Origin of the sequence: Streptomyces syringium (genome assembly GCF_017876625.1) — a bacterium.
GTDB classification, from domain to species: domain Bacteria; phylum Actinomycetota; class Actinomycetes; order Streptomycetales; family Streptomycetaceae; genus Streptomyces; species Streptomyces syringius.
This window is the reverse complement of the sequence record NZ_JAGIOH010000001.1, coordinates 5,518,071-5,537,885: the sequence shown is the minus strand read 5'-3', so window position 1 is coordinate 5,537,885 and position 19,815 is coordinate 5,518,071. Positions and strand designations below refer to the sequence as shown.

At 71.9% G+C, this 19,815-nt stretch carries 18 protein-coding genes and 1 riboswitch; of the genes, 10 read left to right on the top strand and 8 right to left on the bottom strand.

The features are described from left to right. Nucleotides 1-30: 30 nt before the first annotated feature. Nucleotides 31-444: a DUF4190 domain-containing protein gene (locus JO379_RS24840; RefSeq protein WP_130880170.1), complete on the bottom strand. Its 414-nt coding sequence runs from the start codon at nt 442-444 to the stop codon at nt 31-33. A 172-nt stretch (nt 445-616) separates the two neighbouring features. On the opposite strand from JO379_RS24840, the gene ybiA reads away from it, so the two are divergent. Further along, nucleotides 617-1,249, top strand: a complete 633-nt coding sequence (gene ybiA / locus JO379_RS24835; protein WP_209518852.1) for a riboflavin biosynthesis intermediates N-glycosidase — start codon at nt 617-619, stop codon at nt 1,247-1,249. On the opposite strand, the gene JO379_RS24830 is transcribed toward ybiA, so the two are convergent. After that, complete coding sequence (locus JO379_RS24830; RefSeq protein WP_130880169.1) at nt 1,189-2,001, bottom strand: DUF4190 domain-containing protein; 813 nt, start codon at nt 1,999-2,001, stop codon at nt 1,189-1,191. The genes ybiA and JO379_RS24830 overlap by 61 nt on opposite strands. Before the next feature lie 105 nt (nt 2,002-2,106). On the opposite strand from JO379_RS24830, the gene JO379_RS24825 reads away from it, so the two are divergent. Next, complete coding sequence (locus JO379_RS24825) at nt 2,107-3,129, top strand: adenosine deaminase (protein ID WP_209517031.1); 1,023 nt, start codon at nt 2,107-2,109, stop codon at nt 3,127-3,129. 216 nt (nt 3,130-3,345) lie between these two features. Continuing rightward, nucleotides 3,346-4,050: a glycerophosphodiester phosphodiesterase gene (locus tag JO379_RS24820; RefSeq protein WP_130880341.1), complete on the top strand. Its 705-nt coding sequence runs from the start codon at nt 3,346-3,348 to the stop codon at nt 4,048-4,050. Between the two features lie 4 nt (nt 4,051-4,054). On the opposite strand, the gene JO379_RS24815 is transcribed toward JO379_RS24820, so the two are convergent. Together JO379_RS24815 and JO379_RS24810 are read right to left on the bottom strand one after the other, a co-directional pair. Beyond that, nucleotides 4,055-5,242, bottom strand: a complete 1,188-nt coding sequence (locus JO379_RS24815) for a polyamine ABC transporter substrate-binding protein (RefSeq protein ID WP_242626270.1) — start codon at nt 5,240-5,242, stop codon at nt 4,055-4,057. A gap of 17 nt (nt 5,243-5,259) precedes the next feature. Continuing rightward, a complete protein-coding gene (locus JO379_RS24810; protein ID WP_130880167.1) occupies nt 5,260-6,777 on the bottom strand; it encodes an MFS transporter in 1,518 nt (505 codons plus the stop codon). A 67-nt stretch (nt 6,778-6,844) separates the two neighbouring features. On the opposite strand from JO379_RS24810, the gene JO379_RS24805 reads away from it, so the two are divergent. After that, entirely contained in the window at nt 6,845-7,522 is a 678-nt protein-coding gene (locus tag JO379_RS24805; protein ID WP_130880166.1) for a TetR/AcrR family transcriptional regulator, read from the top strand. Nucleotides 7,523-7,661: 139 nt separating this feature from the next. Here the strand turns inward: JO379_RS24805 and JO379_RS24800 are convergent, their stop codons facing one another. Continuing rightward, nucleotides 7,662-9,113, bottom strand: coding sequence for a gamma-aminobutyraldehyde dehydrogenase (locus JO379_RS24800; protein WP_130880165.1), 1,452 nt, complete (start codon nt 9,111-9,113; stop codon nt 7,662-7,664). Between the two features lie 177 nt (nt 9,114-9,290). On the opposite strand from JO379_RS24800, the gene JO379_RS24795 reads away from it, so the two are divergent. The 6 genes from JO379_RS24795 to JO379_RS24770 all read left to right on the top strand — a co-directional run bounded on the left by JO379_RS24795 (nt 9,291) and on the right by JO379_RS24770 (nt 15,803). After that, on the top strand, nt 9,291-9,779 hold the full coding sequence (locus tag JO379_RS24795) for an Lrp/AsnC family transcriptional regulator (protein WP_130880164.1): 489 nt from the start codon (nt 9,291-9,293) through the stop codon (nt 9,777-9,779). Then, nucleotides 9,764-11,143: an aspartate aminotransferase family protein gene (locus JO379_RS24790; RefSeq protein ID WP_130880163.1), complete on the top strand. Its 1,380-nt coding sequence runs from the start codon at nt 9,764-9,766 to the stop codon at nt 11,141-11,143. Before JO379_RS24795 ends, JO379_RS24790 begins: the two co-directional genes overlap by 16 nt. A gap of 392 nt (nt 11,144-11,535) precedes the next feature. Beyond that, the gene (locus tag JO379_RS24785) at nt 11,536-12,273 is read left to right on the top strand and encodes an ABC transporter ATP-binding protein (protein ID WP_130880162.1); all 738 of its coding nucleotides are present in this window, start codon (nt 11,536-11,538) and stop codon (nt 12,271-12,273) included. Then, nucleotides 12,255-13,457 carry a hypothetical protein gene (locus JO379_RS24780; RefSeq protein WP_130880161.1) on the top strand — a complete coding sequence of 401 codons (1,203 nt, stop codon included), beginning with the start codon at nt 12,255-12,257 and terminating at the stop codon, nt 13,455-13,457. The genes JO379_RS24785 and JO379_RS24780 overlap by 19 nt, the downstream gene beginning before the upstream one ends. 95 nt (nt 13,458-13,552) lie before the next feature. After that, complete coding sequence (locus JO379_RS24775) at nt 13,553-14,725, top strand: LOG family protein (protein ID WP_130880160.1); 1,173 nt, start codon at nt 13,553-13,555, stop codon at nt 14,723-14,725. Nucleotides 14,726-14,867: 142 nt separating this feature from the next. Further along, a complete protein-coding gene (locus JO379_RS24770; RefSeq protein WP_130880159.1) occupies nt 14,868-15,803 on the top strand; it encodes a DMT family transporter in 936 nt (311 codons plus the stop codon). A gap of 75 nt (nt 15,804-15,878) precedes the next feature. On the opposite strand, the gene JO379_RS24765 is transcribed toward JO379_RS24770, so the two are convergent. The 3 genes from JO379_RS24765 to JO379_RS24755 all read right to left on the bottom strand — a co-directional run bounded on the left by JO379_RS24765 (nt 15,879) and on the right by JO379_RS24755 (nt 19,708). Further along, nucleotides 15,879-16,940 (bottom strand): ABC transporter ATP-binding protein, encoded by a 1,062-nt coding sequence (locus JO379_RS24765; RefSeq protein WP_130880158.1) that lies wholly within the window; start codon nt 16,938-16,940, stop codon nt 15,879-15,881. Further along, the gene (locus tag JO379_RS24760; RefSeq protein WP_242626269.1) at nt 16,941-18,554 is read right to left on the bottom strand and encodes an ABC transporter permease; all 1,614 of its coding nucleotides are present in this window, start codon (nt 18,552-18,554) and stop codon (nt 16,941-16,943) included. Between the two features lie 71 nt (nt 18,555-18,625). Continuing rightward, nucleotides 18,626-19,708 carry a thiamine ABC transporter substrate-binding protein gene (locus JO379_RS24755; RefSeq protein WP_209517027.1) on the bottom strand — a complete coding sequence of 361 codons (1,083 nt, stop codon included), beginning with the start codon at nt 19,706-19,708 and terminating at the stop codon, nt 18,626-18,628. Beyond that, nucleotides 19,704-19,809, bottom strand: a riboswitch (TPP riboswitch). Its footprint overlaps the gene before it by 5 nt. Nucleotides 19,810-19,815: the final 6 nt, after the last annotated feature.

Sequence of the window (19,815 nt, the reverse complement as noted above, 5' to 3'; positions counted from 1 at the left end):
TTGCGGCGGTCGGCACGGCGGTCGGCAGCCCTAGTCGGGCAGGGGGCCGAGGTCGCGCAGGAGGGTCATGGCCAGGGCGAACCACAGGAACGGGAGCACCAGGGCGGTGATGCCGAGGACGATGCCGGCGGTCGCGGCACCGCGGTTGTCCGCCTCCCCCTGCGTCACCCGGGACCGGCCGATACCGCCGAAGACGATCCCCAGGACGCCGAGGACGAGAGCGAAGAACCACAGGACGAAGGTCAGGCCGCACACCGCGCCGACGATGCCGCACACCATGCCCGCGGTGCCCAGCCCGTTGCGCGGTTGCGTCGCCATCGCATATCCGGGGTGGCCACCCGGCTGCCCGTAGGGCTGGACCGGGGGCGCCACCGGGTAGCCGTGACCTTGGGGCGCGGGCGGCGGTTGGGGCCCGGAATAGGGGTTCTGCTGGTAACCGGACATGGTGGCTCCTCCGCGAAAATGACGTCGCGTAATGCTATGGCCATAGATCACGGGGATGGCGGGCGGGCCGCTGGGACCCACGGGCCGCCGACTCCTCGTCGAGCCCGCTGTCGGTGCCCGATGACAGAATGACGGCGTGAACGACAACGGGGGCAGCAGCGTGCAACACGACATGGGCAACGCGTCGGTCCCGGCGCCGGGAGCGGTTGCCGACGGTCCGCGTTCGGTCGCGGAACTGCGGGCGGTGCTCGCCCGTGGGGAGCGCGTGAAGTACGTCTATTTCTGGGGCCACCGGCCGCGCCGGGACGGCAGCGCGGGGCCCGGTTGCTTCAGCCAGTGGTGGGAGTCGCCGTTCTCGGTGGACGGTGTCGTCTACGCCACGGCCGAGCACTGGATGATGGCGGGCAAGGCCCGGCTCTTCGGTGACGCGGAGGCGGAGGCCCGGGTGCTGGCGGCGGGCCACCCCAAGCAGGCCAAGGACGCGGGCCGTTCGGTGCGCGGATTCGACGAGGAGACGTGGCGGCGGCACCGGTTCGCGCTGGTGGTCGGGGGAAGCGTCCACAAATTCGCCCAGCACCCGGAATTGAGTGCCTATCTGCTCGGCACCGGGGACCGGGTATTGGTGGAGGCCAGTCCCCTCGACCGGATCTGGGGCATCGGCCTGGCCGCCGACGACGAGCGGGCACAGGACCCCGGCCGGTGGCTCGGGGAGAATCTGCTGGGCTTCGCGCTGATGGAGGCCCGTCAGCGGCTGGCGGCCGCCGGGAACACGAGCGGGGCGGGCCCGGGCGGCGCCGGCATATAGGCGCCGTAGGTCGCGTCGGGGTCGTCGGGGGCGTAGCGGGTGTCTTCCTGCTCGTCGATGTTGATGTAGACGACGACCATCAAGGCGGTGGCGACGAGCGCCGCGCCGCCGAGAATCAGCCCCGCGAGGGCCTGACCGGCGTTGTTCGCCTCTCCGGTGCGCGCCTTGCCGCGGCCTATCGCGCCGAAGACGATCGCGAGCACCCCGCATATGAAGCTGAACACCAGCGTCCAGCACAGGACCGTGCCGATGATGCCGAGCACGAGCGCGGCGACACCGAGGCCGTTGTTGGGTGCCATCGGGGGCGCCTGCCAGCCCTGCCCGTAGGCGGCGGCCGGCGGATAGCCGTAGCCCGCCTGCCCGTACGGGGGTTGGCCGTACGGCGGCTGTCCGTAAGGGGGCTGCTGCTGCCCGTAGGGCCGCGCGGGCGGCTGCGGGTAGCCGGGCGGAGCGTAGGGGGCCTGACCGTACGGGCTGCCGCCCGGGTAGGCACTCGGCGTCCCCGGGCCGGTCGGCGCGAGCGGCACGGGCGGCACCCTGCCGGGCGTCGGCCCGGCGGGAGCGGGGGCCGGCGCGGCGGCGGGCATGGCCGCCTGAGTGGGCTGCGGCGAGGGGGCCGGGGCGGGCGCGGCGGCGTCCGTCGGCGGCTCCCAGGCGGGCCGGGTGCCGGGCTTCTCCAGCGGCACGCGGTGCTCCGGCGGAGCCCAGGGGTCTGTGTCCCGCTGCTCCGGCTGCGCGTCCTTGTCGGACATGTCCCTCCCCTGTCGTTATCCCGTCATGCTAAGGCCTGAGCACGGCGGTGGCGCCCGCCCCGCATACGATGATCGGCACCTACCGAACCGCCCTGGAGGCCGTGCATGTCCGTACTCGACTCGTTCATCGCCGGGCTTCCGAAGGCCGAGCTGCATGTCCACCATGTCGGCTCCGCGTCCCCGCGCATCGTCGCCGAGCTGGCGGCCCGCCACCCGGACTCGCCGGTGCCGACGGACCCCGAGGCCCTCGCGGACTTCTTCACCTTCCGCGACTTCGCGCATTTCATCGAGGTCTACCTGTCCGTGGTCGATCTGATCCGCGACGCGGAGGACGTACGTCTGCTGACGTACGAGGTCGCCCGTGACATGGCCCGGCAGAACATCCGCTACGCCGAACTCACCGTCACCCCCTACAGCTCGACCCGGCGCGGCATCCCGGACGAGGCGTTCGTGGAGGCGATCGAGGACGCCCGGAAGTCCGCGGAGGCGGAGCTGGGTGTGGTGCTGCGCTGGTGCTTCGACATTCCGGGCGAGGCCGGGCTGGCCGCCGCCGAGGAGACGGCCCGGATCGCCTGTGACCTGAAGCCGGAGGGCCTGGTCTCCTTCGGGCTCGGCGGCCCGGAGATCGGTGTCCCCCGGCCGCAGTTCAAGCCCTACTTCGACCGGGCCATCGCCGCCGGGCTGCACAGCGTCCCGCACGCGGGGGAGACGACGGGGCCGCAGACCATTTGGGACGCCCTCGTCGATCTGCGCGCCGAGCGCATCGGACACGGCACGAGCGCCACCCAGGACCCGAAGCTGCTGGCCCATCTCGCGGAGCGGCGCATCCCGCTGGAGGTCTGCCCGACCTCGAACCTGGCCACCCGCGCGGTGGCCGATCTGGACGCCCACCCCATCAAGGAGATGGTCGCGGCGGGCGTGCTGGTCACGATCAACAGCGACGACCCGCCCATGTTCGGCACCGACCTCAACACGGAGTACGCGGTCGCCGCCCGGCTGCTGGACCTCGACGCGACCGGTGTCGCGGCCCTCGCGAAGAACGCCGTCGAGGCGTCCTTCATGGACACCGCGGGCAAGGCGGCGCTGGCCAAGGAGATCGACGCCTACACCGCGCTCTCGCGCGGCTGACCGGACGGGGCGGGGCGGGCGCCAGAGGCAGGGCGGGCACGGAGGGGTCAGGGGCGGACGCGAAGGCAGGGGCGGGCCGAGGCGCGTGGACAGGCCAGGGCGCCAGCGCGGCGAACCGCCCCGCCCAGACCCGGCTCCCACCACAATGACCCCATGGTCATCACGGACACCAAGGACACCGGCAGTAAGGGCACCGGCGGTCGGGGCGCCGACGCCATGGGGGCGGGCGCCGTACCGGCCGCCCCCGCCACCGCGTTCACCGCCGTCGCCCATCGCGGCGACCCGTACGTCCACCGCGAGAACACCCTTCCCTCGATCCGCTCAGCACTGCGGGCCGGGGCCGGGGCGGTGGAGATCGACGTCCGGCTGACCCGCGACGGTGTGCCCGTGCTGCTGCACGACGCGGACCTGTGGCGGCTGTGGCGCCACGATGTGCGCCTCTCCGCGATCTCGGCCGCCGAACTGCGCGAACTGACCGACGGCGAGCTGCCGACCCTGCGTGAGGCGCTCGCCGATTCCGGCACCGGGCGGCTGTTCATCGATCTGCCGGACGCCTCGGCCGTCACCGAGACCGTCGCCGAGGTGCACGCGAGCGGCGCCGCCGACCGCGTGTACTACTGCGGCGGCCCGGCCTCGATGCTCGCCGTCCGCCGCGCGGACGCGGAGGCGGAGACCGCGCTCTCCTGGACCAGCGTCGCCCCGCCCCGCGCGACGCTGCTCGCCGAGCTGCGTCCGCGCTGGCTCAACTACCGCTTCGGGCTGGTCGGCCCGGAGCTGGTCGCCCGCAATCACGCCGACGGGCTGCTGGTCTCGGCGTGGACGGCGGACACCCGCTTCACCATGCGGCGGCTGCTGGCCGCCGGTGTGGACGCGATCACCACGAACCGCATCGACGCCCTGCGCTCGCTGATGCCGGGCTGAGCCGTCACAGGCCGACGATCTCGTTCCACTCCTTGGCGAAGCCGGGGCGCTCCTTGGAGGTCATGTCGCGGGCGGTGGCCAGGCGCTTGCGCATGTCGTCGCTGGGGAAGACGAGGGGGTTCCCGGCCAGCTCCGCGAGCTCCTTGTCCTTCGAGGAGGCGAGGACCTCACGCGCGGCCGGCACGGGGCAGACGTAGTTGACCGCGGCGGCCAGCCGCGCGGCGACGTCGGGCCGGTAGTAGTAGTCGACGAGCTGTTCCGCGTTGCGCTTGTGGCGGGCGAGGTTGGGGATCATCAGGCTCTCGGCCCACAGCTCCGCACCCTCCTCCGGGACGACGAACTCGATGTCGGGGTTGTCGGCCTGGAGCTGGATGACGTCACCGGAATACGCCTGGCAGGCCAGGACATCGCCGGAGGAGAGGTCCTTGATGTAGTCGTTGCCGGTGAAGCGGCGGATGTGGCGCTTGCGGACGAGACGGCGCAGCTGATCGGTCATGGTGTGGAAGTCGTCGGCGGTCCAGCGGGTGACATCGGCGCCGTTGCCCTGCATGAGCAGACAGAACGCCTCGTCCAGCCCGGCCAGCAGGGTGACCCGGCCGCGCAGGTCGTCCTTCCACAGCTCGGAGGTGTGCCGGATCTCGCGGCCGAGCTTCTTGCGGTTGTAGGCGATGCCGGTGATGCCGGACTGCCAGGGGACGGCGTGCTTGCGCCCCGGGTCAAAGGGGGGCTTGCGCAGCAGGGGGTCGAGGTGCCGGGTGACGTTCGGCTGCCGGGAGCGGTCCATCTCCTGCACCCATCCCAGGTGGACGTAGCGCGCACACATCCAGTCGCTGACCACGACGAGGTCCCGGCCGGTGTCCTGATGGTTCATCAGGGCCGGGCTGACCTTCCCGAAGAACTCGTCGTTGTCGTTGATCTCCTCGGTGTACTTCACGGACACACCGCTGGCCTTCTCGAACTCCGCCAGCGTCGGCCGGACCTCCGCGTCCTCCTCGTCGGTGTCGATGTAGAGCGGCCAGTTGGCGAAGACGAGACGCTTGTCGCTGCCGGAGCGATCCGTCGCGGCCCGGTCCCCCGGTCCCACATACGCGGCCGGCACCCCGCAGCCGGCGAGAGCGGCGCCCCCGACGCCGGCGCCCAGAGTGCGCAGCAGGGACCGGCGGGTCAGGGACTTCACGGCGTTCACTCGCATTCCGGCAGGATGGCTGGTCAGATCTTGGCGGACAAGGTACGGCCTGTCCGGGAGACGCCCTCGGTCCCCGGCACCCTGCCGGGCCGGGCGGGCCGGACGAGCAGCGTGTGGACGGTGAGCGCGCTCAGCGCGCACAGGGCGGCAGCCGACCAGAGTACGAGATGCCAGGCGTCGGTGAACTGCGCGGCGTGCAGTTCCCGCCCGGGGCCCGAGAGGTCGCCCGCCGCGATCCGCCCGGCCAGCTCGGCCGAGCCCGTACGGGCCTGGACGAGGCTGGTCAGCACCGCGCCGATCACGGCCAGGACGAGTGCGTTGCCCCCGCCCTTGACGGTGTTGAGGAACCCCGCGGCCATGCCGACCCGGGCCGGCTCCACCAGGCTCATCGCCTGGGCGTCGATGATACCGAGGACGAGGCCGTTGCCGACGCCCAGGCACAGCAGCGGGCCGAGCAGCGCGAGGGGGGCTATGCCAGGGTGCAGCACGGTCAGCCAGGCGTTTCCGCCGGCGAGCAGCAGCAGGGCGAGGCCGGCGAGACGGCGGGCGGGTATGCCGCGGTTGACCAGCCGTCCGCCGAGCGCGGGCAGGAAGAGGACGGGCGCGGTCAGCATCAGCATGGTCAGCCCCGCGTCGCGGGCGGAGACGCCGTTCACCCCCTGGAGGTAGGTCGGCAGGAAGACCAGGACACCGGCGGAGCCGACGGGAACGGTCAGGGCCGCCAGGCACCACCCCAGGAAGCGGCGGTCGCGGAGCAGCGTCAGATCGAGGACCGGGTGGTCGCTGCGCCGCTCCACGCCCACGAACGCCACCAGCAGCGCGAGGCCCGCGGCGACCGGGCCGAGGACCCGCCAGCTCCCCCAGCCGGCCTGCGCGCCCTGGGTGATGCCGAACATCAGCAGGGCGAGGCCGCTGATGAACGTCGCCACGCCGGGCCGGTCGACCTTCGGCCGGTGGTCGGCCCGGGACTCGGCCACGAAGGCGGAGCCCGCGAGGATGACCAGGCCGATCCCGGCGAAGAGGCCGAAGGTGACGCGCCAGCCGAGCCCGCCGACCAGCCAGCCCGACAGCGTCGGACCGATGGCGAGGCCGACTCCGCCCACGGTGCCCATCGCGGCGAACGCCCGCGTTCTCGCGGCGCCCTGGAAGGTGCTCGCCAGCAGCGCGCCACCGCCTGCCATGACGCCCGCCGCGCCGACGCCGGAGAGCGTGCGGGCGACATCCAGTAGGGCGATGTCGCTCGCGACCGCGCTGCCCAGGGCCCCGGCGGTGTAGACCGCGGCACCGGTGGTGAATATCCGGCGCCGCCCGAAGAGGTCGGCGAGCGAGCCGGAGACGAGCATGAAGGAGGAGGCGGTCAGGAAGTAGCCGGTCACCACCCATTGCAGGGCCGCCCCGGAGGCGTGCAGATCCTCGCCGATGCGCGGGATGGCGACGGTGGTACCGGACATGGACATGGACAGCGTGAGGAAACCCAGCAGGACCACGAGCACCGTCACGACGGGGCCGGGCCGCCGGGTCCGCGAGGACTCCGAAGGCATACAGGTAAACTACACCGTGCAGTGCAATAGGTAAACCGAACAGTGCAATTTCTGGAAGGGAGCGGCGATGCCCGCAGCACAGGAGCCGACGGACCGGGAGCCGACGGCCGTGCGCCCGCGCCGCGGCCTGGCGGAGAAACGCCGGTCGATCACCCGGGCGGCCCGCACGGTGTTCGCGCGCGACGGCTTCACCCGGGCGAGCGTGGACGCCATCGCGGCGGAGGCCGGGGTGTCCAAGCGCACGATCTACAACCACTTCACGGACAAGGAGGAGCTGTTCCGCTCCGTCCTCATCGAGAGCGCCTCGTCCGTCGCCGCCTGGCACCGGGAGATGCTGGGCCGCCACCTCGACAGGATCACCGACCTGGAGCGGGACCTCACCGCCTTCGGGCTCGACTGGGCCTCGCCGCCGCGGGAGTTCGCGGACCACTTCGCGCTCGTGCGCCAGATCCACGCGGAAGCGGGCCATCTGCCCCCGGACGTCATCGAGGCCTGGCAGGAGACGGGCCCCCGGGCGGCCTTCCGCGGGCTGTCCCACCGCCTGGGCGAGCTGGCCGACGAGGGGCTGCTCGACGTCGACGACCCGGACCTCGCGGCGCGCCACTTCGCCCTGCTGGCCGTCTCGGACGTCAGCCAGAAATCGCTCTTCGGCGCCCTGGAGATGCCCGAGGCCGAGATCGACTCGATCGTCGCCACGGGCGTCCGTACGTTCCTGCGGCTGTACGGGCCGGGCAGCGCGGCCTGAGGCAGGCGCGAACCGGGGGCCTGAGGCACGGGCCGTGAAACGACGGTGGCCCCCCGGGAATTCCGGTGGGGCCACCGTCCGCCGCGCCCTGGGGCGACGGCGGACGAACTGCTGACGGCGGGCGTCAGCCGAGCGGGCGTCAGTCGAGCGAGGTCATCACGTGCTTGACGCGGGTGTAGTCCTCGAAGCCGTAGGCGGAGAGGTCCTTGCCGTAGCCGGACTTCTTGAAGCCGCCGTGCGGCATCTCGGCGACCAGCGGGATGTGGGTGTTGATCCACACGCAGCCGAAGTCGAGCTTCTTGGACATCCGCATGGCACGCCCGTGGTCCTTGGTCCACACCGACGAGGCCAGCGCGAACTCGACCCCGTTGGCGTACGTGACGGCCTGCGCCTCGTCCGTGAAGGGCTGCACGGTGATGACCGGACCGAAGACCTCGTGCTGGACGATCTCGTCGTCCTGCTTGAGCCCGGAGACGACGGTCGGGGCGTAGAAGAAGCCCTTCTCGCCGACCCGGTGGCCACCGGCCTCGACCTTGGCGTGCGCGGGCAGCCGCTCGATGAAGCCGCTCACCTGCTTGAGCTGATTGGCGTTGTTGAGCGGGCCGTACAGCACGTCCTCGTCGTCCGGAGCTCCGGTCCTGGTGTCCGTGGCGGCCTTGGCCAGCGCGGTCACGAACTCGTCGTGGATCGACTCGTGCACGAGCACCCGGGTCGCGGCCGTACAGTCCTGGCCCGCATTGAAGTAACCGGCGACCGCGATGTCCTCGACGGCCTTGGCGATGTCGGCGTCCTCGAAGACGACGACCGGCGCCTTGCCGCCCAGCTCCAGGTGGACGCGCTTGAGGTCCTTGGAGGCGGACTCGGCGACCTGCATGCCGGCCCGTACGGAACCGGTGATCGAGGCCATGGCCGGCACCGGGTGCTCCACCATCAGCCGACCGGTCTCGCGGTCACCGCAGATGACGTTGAAGACGCCCTTGGGGTGGCCGAGCTCCTCCAGCACCCCGCCGATGATCTCGGCGATGAGGACGGTGGAGGCCGGGGTGGTGTCCGAGGGCTTGAGGACGACCGTGTTGCCCGCGGCGAGCGCCGGGGCGAACTTCCACACGGCCATCATCATCGGGTAGTTCCACGGCGCGACCTGCGCGCAGACGCCGATCGGCTCACGCCGGACGATGGAGGTCAGCCCCTCCATGTACTCGCCGGCGGAGCGGCCCTCCAGCAGTCGGGCGGCACCGGCGAAGAAGCGGATCTGGTCCACCATCGGCGGGATCTCTTCGCTGCGGGTGAGCCCGATCGGCTTGCCGGTGTTCTCGGACTCGGCAGCGATCAGCTCCTCCGCCCGCGCCTCGAAGGCGTCGGCGATCTTGAGGAGAACCTTCTGCCGCTCCGCGGGCACCAGGTCCCGCCAGGCCGGGAACGCCTCCTCGGCCGCGGCCATGGCCGCGTCGACGTCCGCGGCTCCGGACAGCGCGGCGGTGGCGTACGCCTCGCCCGTGGCCGGGTTGACCACCTCGGTGGTGCGGCCGTCGGCGGCGTCCCGGAACTCCCCCGCGATGTAGTTGCGCAAACGACGCAGCTCGGTGGTCACTGTGCCACCCCTCCTGTCTGATGTCCGATGGATGAGACACAGCCTAGTCACTGGGGCAACGCTTTCGACATACCCGTCAGCCATGAACAACGGATTCAGTTAAATCCCATGGCGCTCGCAACGAATTTCATCGCTTTGGGGTTGCGAGACGGCCGAGTCCCATGCACAGTGGTGCTCGTGGCCACTCGTAGCGCAGATCCGAAAGGCGTGCAGGGCACGCCGCCGATCGATGCCGTCTCCCTGGCGATCATCGAGCAGCTCCAGGAGGACGGGCGCCGCCCGTACGCGGCGATCGGCAAGGCCGTCGGCCTCTCCGAGGCCGCGGTCCGGCAGCGCGTACAGAAGCTTCTCGACCAGGGCGTCATGCAGATCGTCGCCGTCACCGACCCGCTCACCGTGGGACTGAGGCGGCAGGCGATGGTCGGTATCAACGTCGAGGGCGACCTCGACCCGGTCGCCGACGCCCTGACCGCGATGGACGAGGTGGAGTACGTCGTCATGACCGCGGGCTCCTTCGATCTCCTCATCGAGATCGTCTGCGAGGACGACGACCACCTCCTGGAAATGATCAACAAGCGCATCCGGACCCTTCCGGGTGTGCGCTCCACCGAAAGCTTCGTCTACCTCAAGCTCCGCAAGCAGACCTACACATGGGGAACCCGATAGCCGTGAGCAAGGACCTCTCCCAGACGGCGTACGACCACCTGTGGATGCACTTCACCCGCATGCAGTCGTACGAGAACGCCCCCGTGCCGACCATCGTCCGCGGCGAGGGCACCTACATCTTCGACGACAAGGGCAAGCGCTACCTCGACGGTCTCGCCGGACTCTTCGTGGTCCAGGCCGGCCACGGCCGCGTCGAGCTCGCCGAGGCGGCCAACAAGCAGGCGCAGGAACTGGCCTTCTTCCCCCTGTGGAGCTACGCCCACCCCAAGGCCATCGAGCTGGCGGAGCGACTGGCGAACTACGCTCCCGGCGATCTGAACAAGGTCTTCTTCACCACCGGCGGCGGCGAGGCCGTCGAGACCGCCTGGAAGCTGGCGAAGCAGTACCACAAGCTCACCGGCAACCACACGAAGTACAAGGTCATATCCCGGGCCGTCGCCTACCACGGCACCACCCAGGGCGCCCTGTCCATCACCGGCCTGCCGGCGCTGAAGGCCCCCTTCGAGCCGCTGGTCCCCGGCGCCCACAAGGCCCCGAACACCAATCTGTACCGCGCTCCGATCCACGCCGACGACCCCGAGGCCTTCGGCCGCTGGGCCGCCGACCAGATCGAGCAGCAGATCCTCTTCGAGGGCCCCGACACCGTCGCGGCCGTCTTCCTGGAGCCCGTGCAGAACGCGGGCGGCTGCTTCCCGCCGCCCCCCGGCTACTTCCAGCGGGTGCGCGAGATCTGCGACCAGTACAACGTGCTGCTCGTCTCGGACGAGGTCATCTGCGCCTTCGGCCGTCTCGGCACGATGTTCGCGTGCGACAAGTTCGGCTACGTCCCGGACATCATCACCTGCGCCAAGGGCATGACGTCGGGCTACTCCCCGCTCGGCGCCACCATCGTCTCCGACCGGATCGCCGAGCCGTTCTACAAGGGCGACGCGACGTTCCTGCACGGCTACACCTTCGGCGGCCACCCGGTCTCCGCAGCGGTCGCGCTCGCCAACCTCGACATCTTCGAGCGCGAGGGCCTCAACCAGCACGTGCTGGACAACGAGTCGGCGTTCCTGTCGACCCTGTCCAAGCTGCACGACCTGCCGATCGTCGGTGACGTCCGGGGCAACGGCTTCTTCTACGGCATCGAGCTCGTGAAGGACAAGGCCACCAAGGAGTCGTTCACCTCCGAGGAGTGCGAGCGGCTGCTCTACGGCTTCGTGTCGAAGAAGCTCTTCGAGAACGGCCTGTACTGCCGGGCCGACGACCGCGGCGATCCGGTCATCCAGCTCTCGCCGCCGCTGACGGCCGATCAGTCGACGTTCGACGAGATCGAGCAGATCGTCCGCGGCGTGCTCACCGAGGCCTGGACGAAGATCTGACCGGGCCGTCGGCCCTGCTCTGATCCGGACTCGACGGGCAGCCCACCGGCCCGTCCCCCGGCCGTGGTCCCCCGCGCGCACCCCCACACCCCACCACGCGCGCGGGGGACCACGGTTTTCCGCATGTCCCGGCGTCCCCGGTGCTCCGGCCCGTCCCCGCCCGCGCGCCGTCGCACCTCCGCTCGCGCGTGCCGCTCGGATGCGCTCCGACGGGCTCCGGCTCAAAAACGACCCTCCGGGATGAGCCCGACCGGAGGAAACTGAGCCGCTCCCGCGTCGAGCCTGGGCGGAGGCTAGGATCCCCGTTCCGTACGGTGCCAGTGACCCAATGGCCTCCCGGTTCGTTCACCCGGACAGGGGAACGGACCCTTCAGCGACCCGAGGTGCTCGACATGGTGGCCCCGCCGGACAACGACGTGCTCTGGGCACGCGGTCTGCATTACGCCTACAGCGGCTCCCCCGCTCTCGCCGGTGTCTCCATCGGCGTCCGCGAAGGCGAGATCCTCGCCGTCACCGGGCCGCGCGGCTCCGGAAAGTCCACACTCCTCAAGTGCCTCTCGGGCCAGCTCGTGCCCGACCCCGGCGAGGTGTGGTTCAACAGCGCGCCCGTGCACACCCTCTCCCGCGCCGCACGGGAGCGGCTGCGCCGCGAGCGGTTCGGCTGGATCGGCAGCGAACCGCACCTGCTGCCCGAGCTGACCGGCTGGGAGAACGCAGCCCTGCCCCTGCTGGCCCGCGGCATCGGCCACCGTGCCGCCAAGCGGACCGCCGGGGAGTGGCTGGAGCGCCTCGACGTCGGCGACTGCGCCCGCAAGCGCCCCAAGGCCATGCTCCAGGCGCAGCGCCAGCGGATCGCCATCGCCCGGGCCCTGGCGGGCGAGCCGACCGTGGTCTTCGCGGACGAGCCGACCGCCCCGCTGCACACCACCGACCGGGCCCAGGTGCTGCGCACCCTGACCACCGCCGCGCGCTCGCACCAGATCACGGTCGTCCTCGCCACGCTCGACGACGAGAGCGCCACCCTCGCCGACCGCACGGTCACCCTGACCGACGGCCGCCGCGGCGGCGCGATCCCGGCGCCCGAGTCGCCCGGCGGAGAGGGCAGGGCCGCGTGCTCAGTCTCCGCCTAGCGCGCGGCGCGCACCCGCTCGTCCTGCTGCGCCGGCTGCTGGTCGCCGCCGCGGCGGCGGGAGTCGGCTTCCTGCTGCTGTGCACCCTGGGGCACGCGGTGGCCCACCCGAAGGAGGCCGAGGGCTCGGTCGTACGGCTCCTGTGGTGTGTGGTGCCGCTGGCCGCCGTGGTGCAGTTCGCCGTCGCCGTCGCCCGCACGGACCCGGCCATCCGCCTCCGGGAGGGTCTGGACGCGGTGGGCCTCGGCCCCGTGGCGCTCTCGCTGCTGGCCGCCGTCTCGACGGCGCTCTCCTGCGCCGTCGGCAGCTGCGCCGCACTGCTCATCTACCTCGAACTGCGCGGCAATCTCCACCTGACGTCGCTGAGCGGCTCCGCGACCAAGCTGCTCGACGGGGGCGAGCCCCTGCCCTGGGCCGCGGTCCTGACCCTGCTGTCCCTGCTGCCGGTGCTGGCCGCCGCGGCGTGCGCGGTCATGCTGCGCCCCGGCGAGCAGTCCCCGGAGGGCCCCGGGGCCGACGACGCCTCACCCGCCGTCAAGGCCCCCGAGGCCAAGCGCACGTACAGCGGCCTGCCCTGGGGGGTCGCCGTGGTCGCCACCGGCCTCGCCCTGGAGTCCTACGCGAGTGACGGATCGGCACCCCCCGCCGAAGCGCTGCTGAATCTGCCCGGCCGGGCAGAAGGCGCCTCCCCCGGGCTCGTCGGCGGTTGGCTGCTCGCGTGCCTCGGCTTCTGTCTGGCCGGACCGGGGCTGACCCACTGGTGCGGGGTCCTGTTGTCGGCCGGCCGGCCCGGGCCCGTACGGCTGCTGGCCGGACGCATACTGCAGGACGCGGCACCACGGCTCGGCCGACCGCTCGGTGTGCTCTGCGCCGTCGCCTCGGGCGCCCTGGTGGCCGTCGAGCTGTACGGCGCGGCCTGGGAACCCTCCGGTGCGCGCCCCTTCGGCCCCCTCACCGGTCTCGGCGCGGCGCTCGTCATGGCCTGTGTGACGGCCACGGCGCTCACCGCGGCCCTGGACACCCGGCAGTCCCGCGCCGACACCGCGGCGACGCTGCTGCGGCTGGGCATCCCCGCCTCCCTGCTGCGCAGTGCGGCCGCCGTGCGGACCTGCGCACTGGTGGCCGTGATGGCCCCGCTGACCTGGGTGGTCGGGGAGTTGGCGGCCATGCCGCTGACCAGATGAAGGCGGGGCGGCCGCCGGGGGGCGGGCCGTCGTCGCGACGTCCCGCCCGGGGCAAAGCCCGCGAGGGGCCCACGGCCAGGACCTAGCATGGCCGGATGCAGCCGAATGCGCCTTTGCCCGCTGGTTCTCCCGCTGGTTCCCCCGCCGTTCCCTCCCCTGGTTCTCCCCTCGGGTCCGACCGCGAGATCGAGAGCCTGGAGGAGTTCGACCGGGTCGTCGCCTCCGGCTCGCTCGGTGGATACCGCGTGCAGTCCGTCGACCTGACGGCCCGTACGGCCGAGCTGGCGGCCGCGGACACCATGGAGGCCGTGTTCCTCGGGTGCCCGATGGAGCCCGAGGCGGCCGCGAAGGTGCGGGCCGGGGGTGCGCTGGTCTTCCCGCCGGTGCCCTTCCTGCCGTTCAACCCCTACCGGGCCGCGCTCTACCGCCCGGAGGAGCTGTTCGAGGGTCTGGAGAAGGGCTACGGAAACACCCCGGACGCCCTCGCGTACGCGTGGTTCGAGAGGACCAAGTCGGACGGCGACATATTCGCCTCCATGCTGCGGAGCATCCACGACGACGCCGTGTCCGACGCGCTGGACGAGCTGCTGGCCGGCCGGCGCGTGGTGGGCGTCATGGGCGGGCACGCCCTGGAGCGCGGTTCCGCCGGGTACGCCGGGGCGGCGCGGCTGGGCCGGGCGCTGGCGCGCGAGGGGCTGACCGTCGCCACCGGCGGGGGGCCGGGCGCCATGGAGGCCGCGAACCTCGGCGCGTACGCCGCGCCCCTCGCGGACACCATGCTGGACGAGGCCCTGGCGCTGCTGGCCGGTGTCCCGCACTTCACGCCCTCGGTCGCCAAGTGGGCGGCCGGTGCGTTCGCCGTGCGCGCGGCCTTCCCCGGCGGCGGGGCCTCGGTGGGCATCCCCACCTGGTTCTACGGACACGAGCCGCCGAACGCCTTCGCCTCGCACATCGCGAAGTACTTCGCGAACGCCACTCGCGAGGACGGCCTGCTCGCCCGCGCCAACGCCGGCGTGGTGTTCCTGCCGGGCGCGGCGGGCACCGTGCAGGAGATCTTCGACAACGCGACGCCCAACTACTACCAGTCGCGCGGCGAACCGACCCCGATGGTGCTCGTGAACCGCGCGCACTGGACGCGCGAGCTGCCGACCTGGCCCCTGCTGGAGGCGCTGGCGGCCGGGCGTCCGATGGCCGGGCGCATCGCGCTGGTCGACTCGGTCGACGAGGCACCGGCGGCGCTGGCCCGGCTCACGGCGGGGTCACGGTGAGCGGCGGGCGCGACCACCGGCGGCCCGCCACGCCCCCGCGCACAACAACTCCTTGACTATTTCTTGACCCAAAGCAACTTCCGCGCCGAAAAGCGCGTCTGCTTCAGGAGCACGACGGTTTATCAGGCGAACGGAGCTATTGGTGATCATCGGCCTTCTGACGGCTGTCGCGGCCTCGGCCTGTTACGGCACAGGCTCGGTCCTGCAAGCCGTGGGATCGCGCAAATCGGCCCGCCGGGAGGCCGCGGCGGCCTCCACGACGGGTACGACCCAGCATGGCGGTCCCAGTCTCTCCTCCACCGCCAAGGCTGCGGTGACCTGGGAGTTCATGGTCGGTACGGTGTTGGACTTCCTCGGTTTCGGACTCGGCGCGCTGGCCGCTCGTATGCTGCCGCTGTTCCTCTCCCAGACCGTCATCAGCGCCAACCTCGTGGTCACCGCCGTCCTGAGCATCAAGCTCCTGGGCATCCGGCTGACCAAGCCGGAGTGGCTGTCGATCGGTGTCGTCTGCTCGGCGCTGGTCCTGCTGGCGACCGCCGCGGGCCACGAGGGCAACGGCGATGCCGCGCGGTCCACCCACTGGTGGCTGCTGATCATCTCGCTGGTGCTGATGATCGGCGGCACGATCGCCGTCCGTCTGCTGGGCTCGAAGTCCGCGATCCTCGCCGGTCTGCTGTCCGGACTCGGCTTCGGCGCCATCGGTGTGGGCGTGCGCATACTCGACGGCATCGACCCGTTCGACCTGCCCACGCTGCTCGCGGACCCGGCGCTCTACGCCATCCTCATATCGGGCACCATCGGCATGTACCTGCACACGGTCGCCCTGCAGATCGGCTCGGTCAACGGCGCCACGGCCGCCCTCGTCGTCGGTGAGACCGTCCTGCCCGGCCTCATCGGCGTGCTGATGCTCGGTGACACCTCCCGTGACGGCCTCGCCTGGATGGCCATCGCGGGCTTCCTGCTGGCCGTGGCGGGCGCGGTCGCGGTCGCCTGGTACGGCGAACCGGAGAGTGTGGTGGTGCCGGAGCCCGAACCAGGGGCACGGGATCTCACACCGACCCCGACGAAAACGGGCTGAGGCCCGGCCTCAGTTCACGGGGGAGCCCCCCGCACCGTCCCCAAGGACGGTGCGGGGGGCTCCCCCGTTCGGCGCTCAGACGGCGGAGCCGTCCTCGGCCGGGCCCAGCACCACCACGTCGTGCACGTCGAAGCCGACGCCGACGCGGGCGTCGGGCTCCGGGGCGCCCCGCAGTTCGCACGCCGCCTCCAGCTCCGGCCCGTTCGGGGGTCGCAGCAGCACCACGACATGGTCGCCACGGAACGTCCGGCCGGTGACCGTGCACGGCAGCCCCTCCCCCGCGGGCAGCAGCCGCACCCCGGCGGGGCGTACGAGCAGCCTGCACGGGCCCTGCCGCGTCCCCGCCGGCACCGGCACGCTCCCCCACACGGTGTCGGCGCGCTCACCGGCGACCGTCGCCTCGACCACGTTGTCGAAGCCGAGGAAGCGGGCCACGAACTCCGACGCCGGCCGCTGCCACACCTCCAGTGGCGTTCCGGCCTGGGCGATCCGCCCGTCTCGCATCACCACCACCCGGTCGGCGAGCGCGAAGGCCTCCCCCTGGTCGTGGGTGACGGCCAGCACCGTGGTGCCCAGCCGGCCGAAGAGCTGCCGCAGCTCCACCACGAGGCGCTCGCGCAGGCTCCGGTCGAGCTGGCCGAGCGGCTCGTCGAGCATCAGCAGCCGTGGCCGCGGCGCGAGCGCCCTCGCCAGGGCCACCCGCTGCTGCTCGCCGCCGGACAGCGCCGCGACGGACCGCCGCTGCGCGCCCGGCAGGCCCACCATGTCGAGCAGCTCCGCGACGCGGCGCTCCGCCTCCGCGCGCCCGACCTTGCGCATCCGCAGCCCGAAGCCGACGTTGCCGCCGACGTCCCGCTGCGGGAAGAGCTGGTGGTCCTGGAACATCAGGCCCACTCCGCGCCGGTGGACGGGCACCCCGCCCTGGTCGGCGCCGGAGAGGAAGACCCGCCCGGCGTCCGCGTGCTGGAGCCCCGCGACGACCCGCAGCAGCGTGGACTTCCCGCTGCCGCTCGGCCCGAGCACGCACACCGTCTCGTGCTCGGCGACCCTCAGGTCCACCGCGTCCAGGGCCGTACGCCCGCCGAAGCGGACCGTGACGTCGTCCAGGCGCAGCAGATCCTGTCGCAGCCGGTCCATCTAGAACTCTCCCGAGCGGTCGGTGCGGACACGCTCCAGTACCAGCAGCGCCGCCGCGCACACCAGCATCAGGATCGTGCTGAGGGCCATGGCCTGGCCGTAGTTCAGTTCCCCGGGGCGGCCGAGCAGCCGGGCGACGGCCACCGGCAGGGTGGGGTTGTCGGGGCGGGCGATGAAGACGGTCGCCCCGAACTCGCCCAGCGACACGGCGAACGCGAACCCCGCCGCCACCGCCAGGGCCCGCCCGACCAGCGGCAGGTCCACTTCGCGCCACGCGCGCAGCGGGGACGCCCCGAGCACCGCGGCCGCCTCGCGCAGCCGCGCGTCCACCGCGCGCAGCACGGGCAGCATGATCCGGACGACGAAGGGCACGCCCACCAGGGCCTGGGCCAGCGGGACCAGGATCCAGGACGAGCGCAGATCCAGCGGCGGCTCGTCCAGGGTGATCAGGAAGCCGAAGCCGACGGTCACCGCGGAGGTGCCCAGCGGCAGCATGAGCAGCGCGTCGAAGCCCCGTACGAGCCGTCCCGCCCGCCGGGTCAGCGCGGCGGCGGCGAGCCCTCCCACGACGACGGCGATGCCGGTCGCGGCCAGCGCGCAGGCCAGGGAGTTCCCGATGGCTTCCAGCGGGGCGACGACGAAGGTACCGCCATTGTCGTCCGCGGAGGCCAGGGCGCGGTAGAAGGCCAGGCCGTAACCGTCGGGTCCGTCGAAGGACCGCAGGACGAGCACGACGAGCGGCACCAGGATCAGCAGCGCCACCACGGTCAGCACGGACGCCAGGAGCGCCCACTGGGCGGCTCCCCGCGGGCGCCGGGAGGTGTGGGCGGCGTCGACCAGCTTCAGCGCGGATTCCCGCCGCCGCACCGTCCAGGCGTGCACCGCCAGCAGCACGGCCACGGCCACGAACTGCACGAGGGTGAGCACAGCGGCCGTCGGCAGGTCGAGCAGCCGTGCGGTCTGCTGGTAGATCTCCACTTCCAGGGTGGCGTAGCGGGGGCCGCCGAGGATCTGCACGACGCCGAAGGAGGTGAAGGTGAAGAGGAAGACCATGAGTGCGGCGGCGGCCACGGAGGGCGCGAGCGCCGGCAGCGTCACCCGGCGCCAGGCGGCGAAGCGCCCTGCGCCCAGCACCCGGGCCGCCTCCTCCTGGCGGGGGTCGAGCTGTGCCCAGAGTCCGCCGACGGTCCGGACGACGACGGCGTAGTTGAAGAACACATGGGCCAGGAGGATCGCCCAGACCGTGGTGTCCAGGCGCATCCCCCACAGCTCGTCCAGCAGCCCGCCGCGTCCGAGCAGCGCCAGGAAGGCCGAGCCGACCACGACGGTCGGCAGGACGAAGGGGACGGTGACCACCGCCCGCAGCAGCTGTTTGCCGGGGAAGTCGAAGCGGGCGAAGACATAGGCGCCGGGGAGAGCGAGGGCGAGGGTCAGGGCCGTGGAGGCGAGGGCCTGCCATGTGGTGAACCACAGGACGTGGCCGATCCGCTCGTCGCCGAGCACTTCCCCGACGCGGGCGAACTGCCACTGGCCGCCGTCCTTGAGCCCCCGGGCCACGATGGCGGAGACCGGGTAGGCGAAGAACAGCGCGAAGAAGGCGACCGGCAGGGTCATCAGGCCGAGCCGGACCGCCGTCTGCCGGGAGAGCCTCTTCGATCGCTTCGGGACGTGTCGATCCGGGGCGTCTACTTCAGGACGAGCGAGGACCATGCCTTGACCCACTGGTCGCGGTTCTTGGCGATCTTCTCCGGGGCGAGGGTCGCGGGGTCGGTGATCTTGGCACCGAACTTGGTGAATTCCTCGGGCAGCGCGGCGTCCTGGTTCGCCGGGTTGACGAACATCTGGAGCGGCAGGTCCTCCTGGAACTTCTTGCCCAGCAGGAAGTCGATCAGGGCCTGGCCGCCCTTGGTGTTCTTCGCGCCCTTCAGCAGCCCGGCGAACTCGGTCTGCCGGAAGCAGGTGCCCGTCGCGACGCCGGTCGGCCCCTCCTTGGGCAGCGGCTTCACACCGAGCACCTCGGCGGGCGGGCTGGAGGCGTAGGAGACGACGAGCGGCTTGTCGCCCTTGGCCTTCTTGCCCGCGGCGGAACCGGAGAAGCGGTCGTTGTACGCCTGCTCCCAGCCGTCCACGACCTCGACGCCGTTGGCCTTGAGCTTCTTCCAGTAGTCCTGCCAGCCGGCGTCGCCGTACTTGGCGATGGTGCCCAGCTGGAAGGCGAGACCGGGGGACGAGGTCGCCGCGTTCTCGGTGACCAGGAGGTTCTTGTACTCCGGCTTGATCAGGTCGTCGAAGGACGCCGGCGGGCTGAGCTTGTGGTCGGCGAAGTACGCGCGGTCGTAGTTCACGCAGATGTCGCCGAAGTCGATGGGCGTGACCCGGTGCTCGGCGGCGTCGGCCTGGAGGCCCTTGGGGACCCGGTCCAGGCCCTTGGCCTCGTACGGGGTGAACAGGTCGTTCTCGAGCGCCCGCGACAGGAGGGTGTTGTCGACGCCGAAGAAGACGTCGCCCTGCGGGTGCTTCTTGGAGAGGATGGCCTGGTTGACGGCCGTCCCTGCGTCCCCGCTCTTGAGCACCTTGACCTTGTACCCGGTGGTCCGCGTGAACTCCTTGAGCACCGCGTCGGAGGCGGCGAAGGAGTCGTGCGAGACGAGCGTGACGGTCTTCGAGTCGGAGCCGGAGTCGTCCGAGCCGCCGCAGGCGGCCAGCACGGGGAGGCCGAGCGCGGCGACGACGGCCGCGCCGACGGCACGCCGGAAGGTGGTGTTCATGAGTGGGTTGACTCCCTACGCCGGTATGACCCGGATCAGGTCCGAGGGTCTGCGGCCTGTGCCGCACTCTCAGCGCTCTGCGCGCTCCCCTGTCGGATGTTCATTTG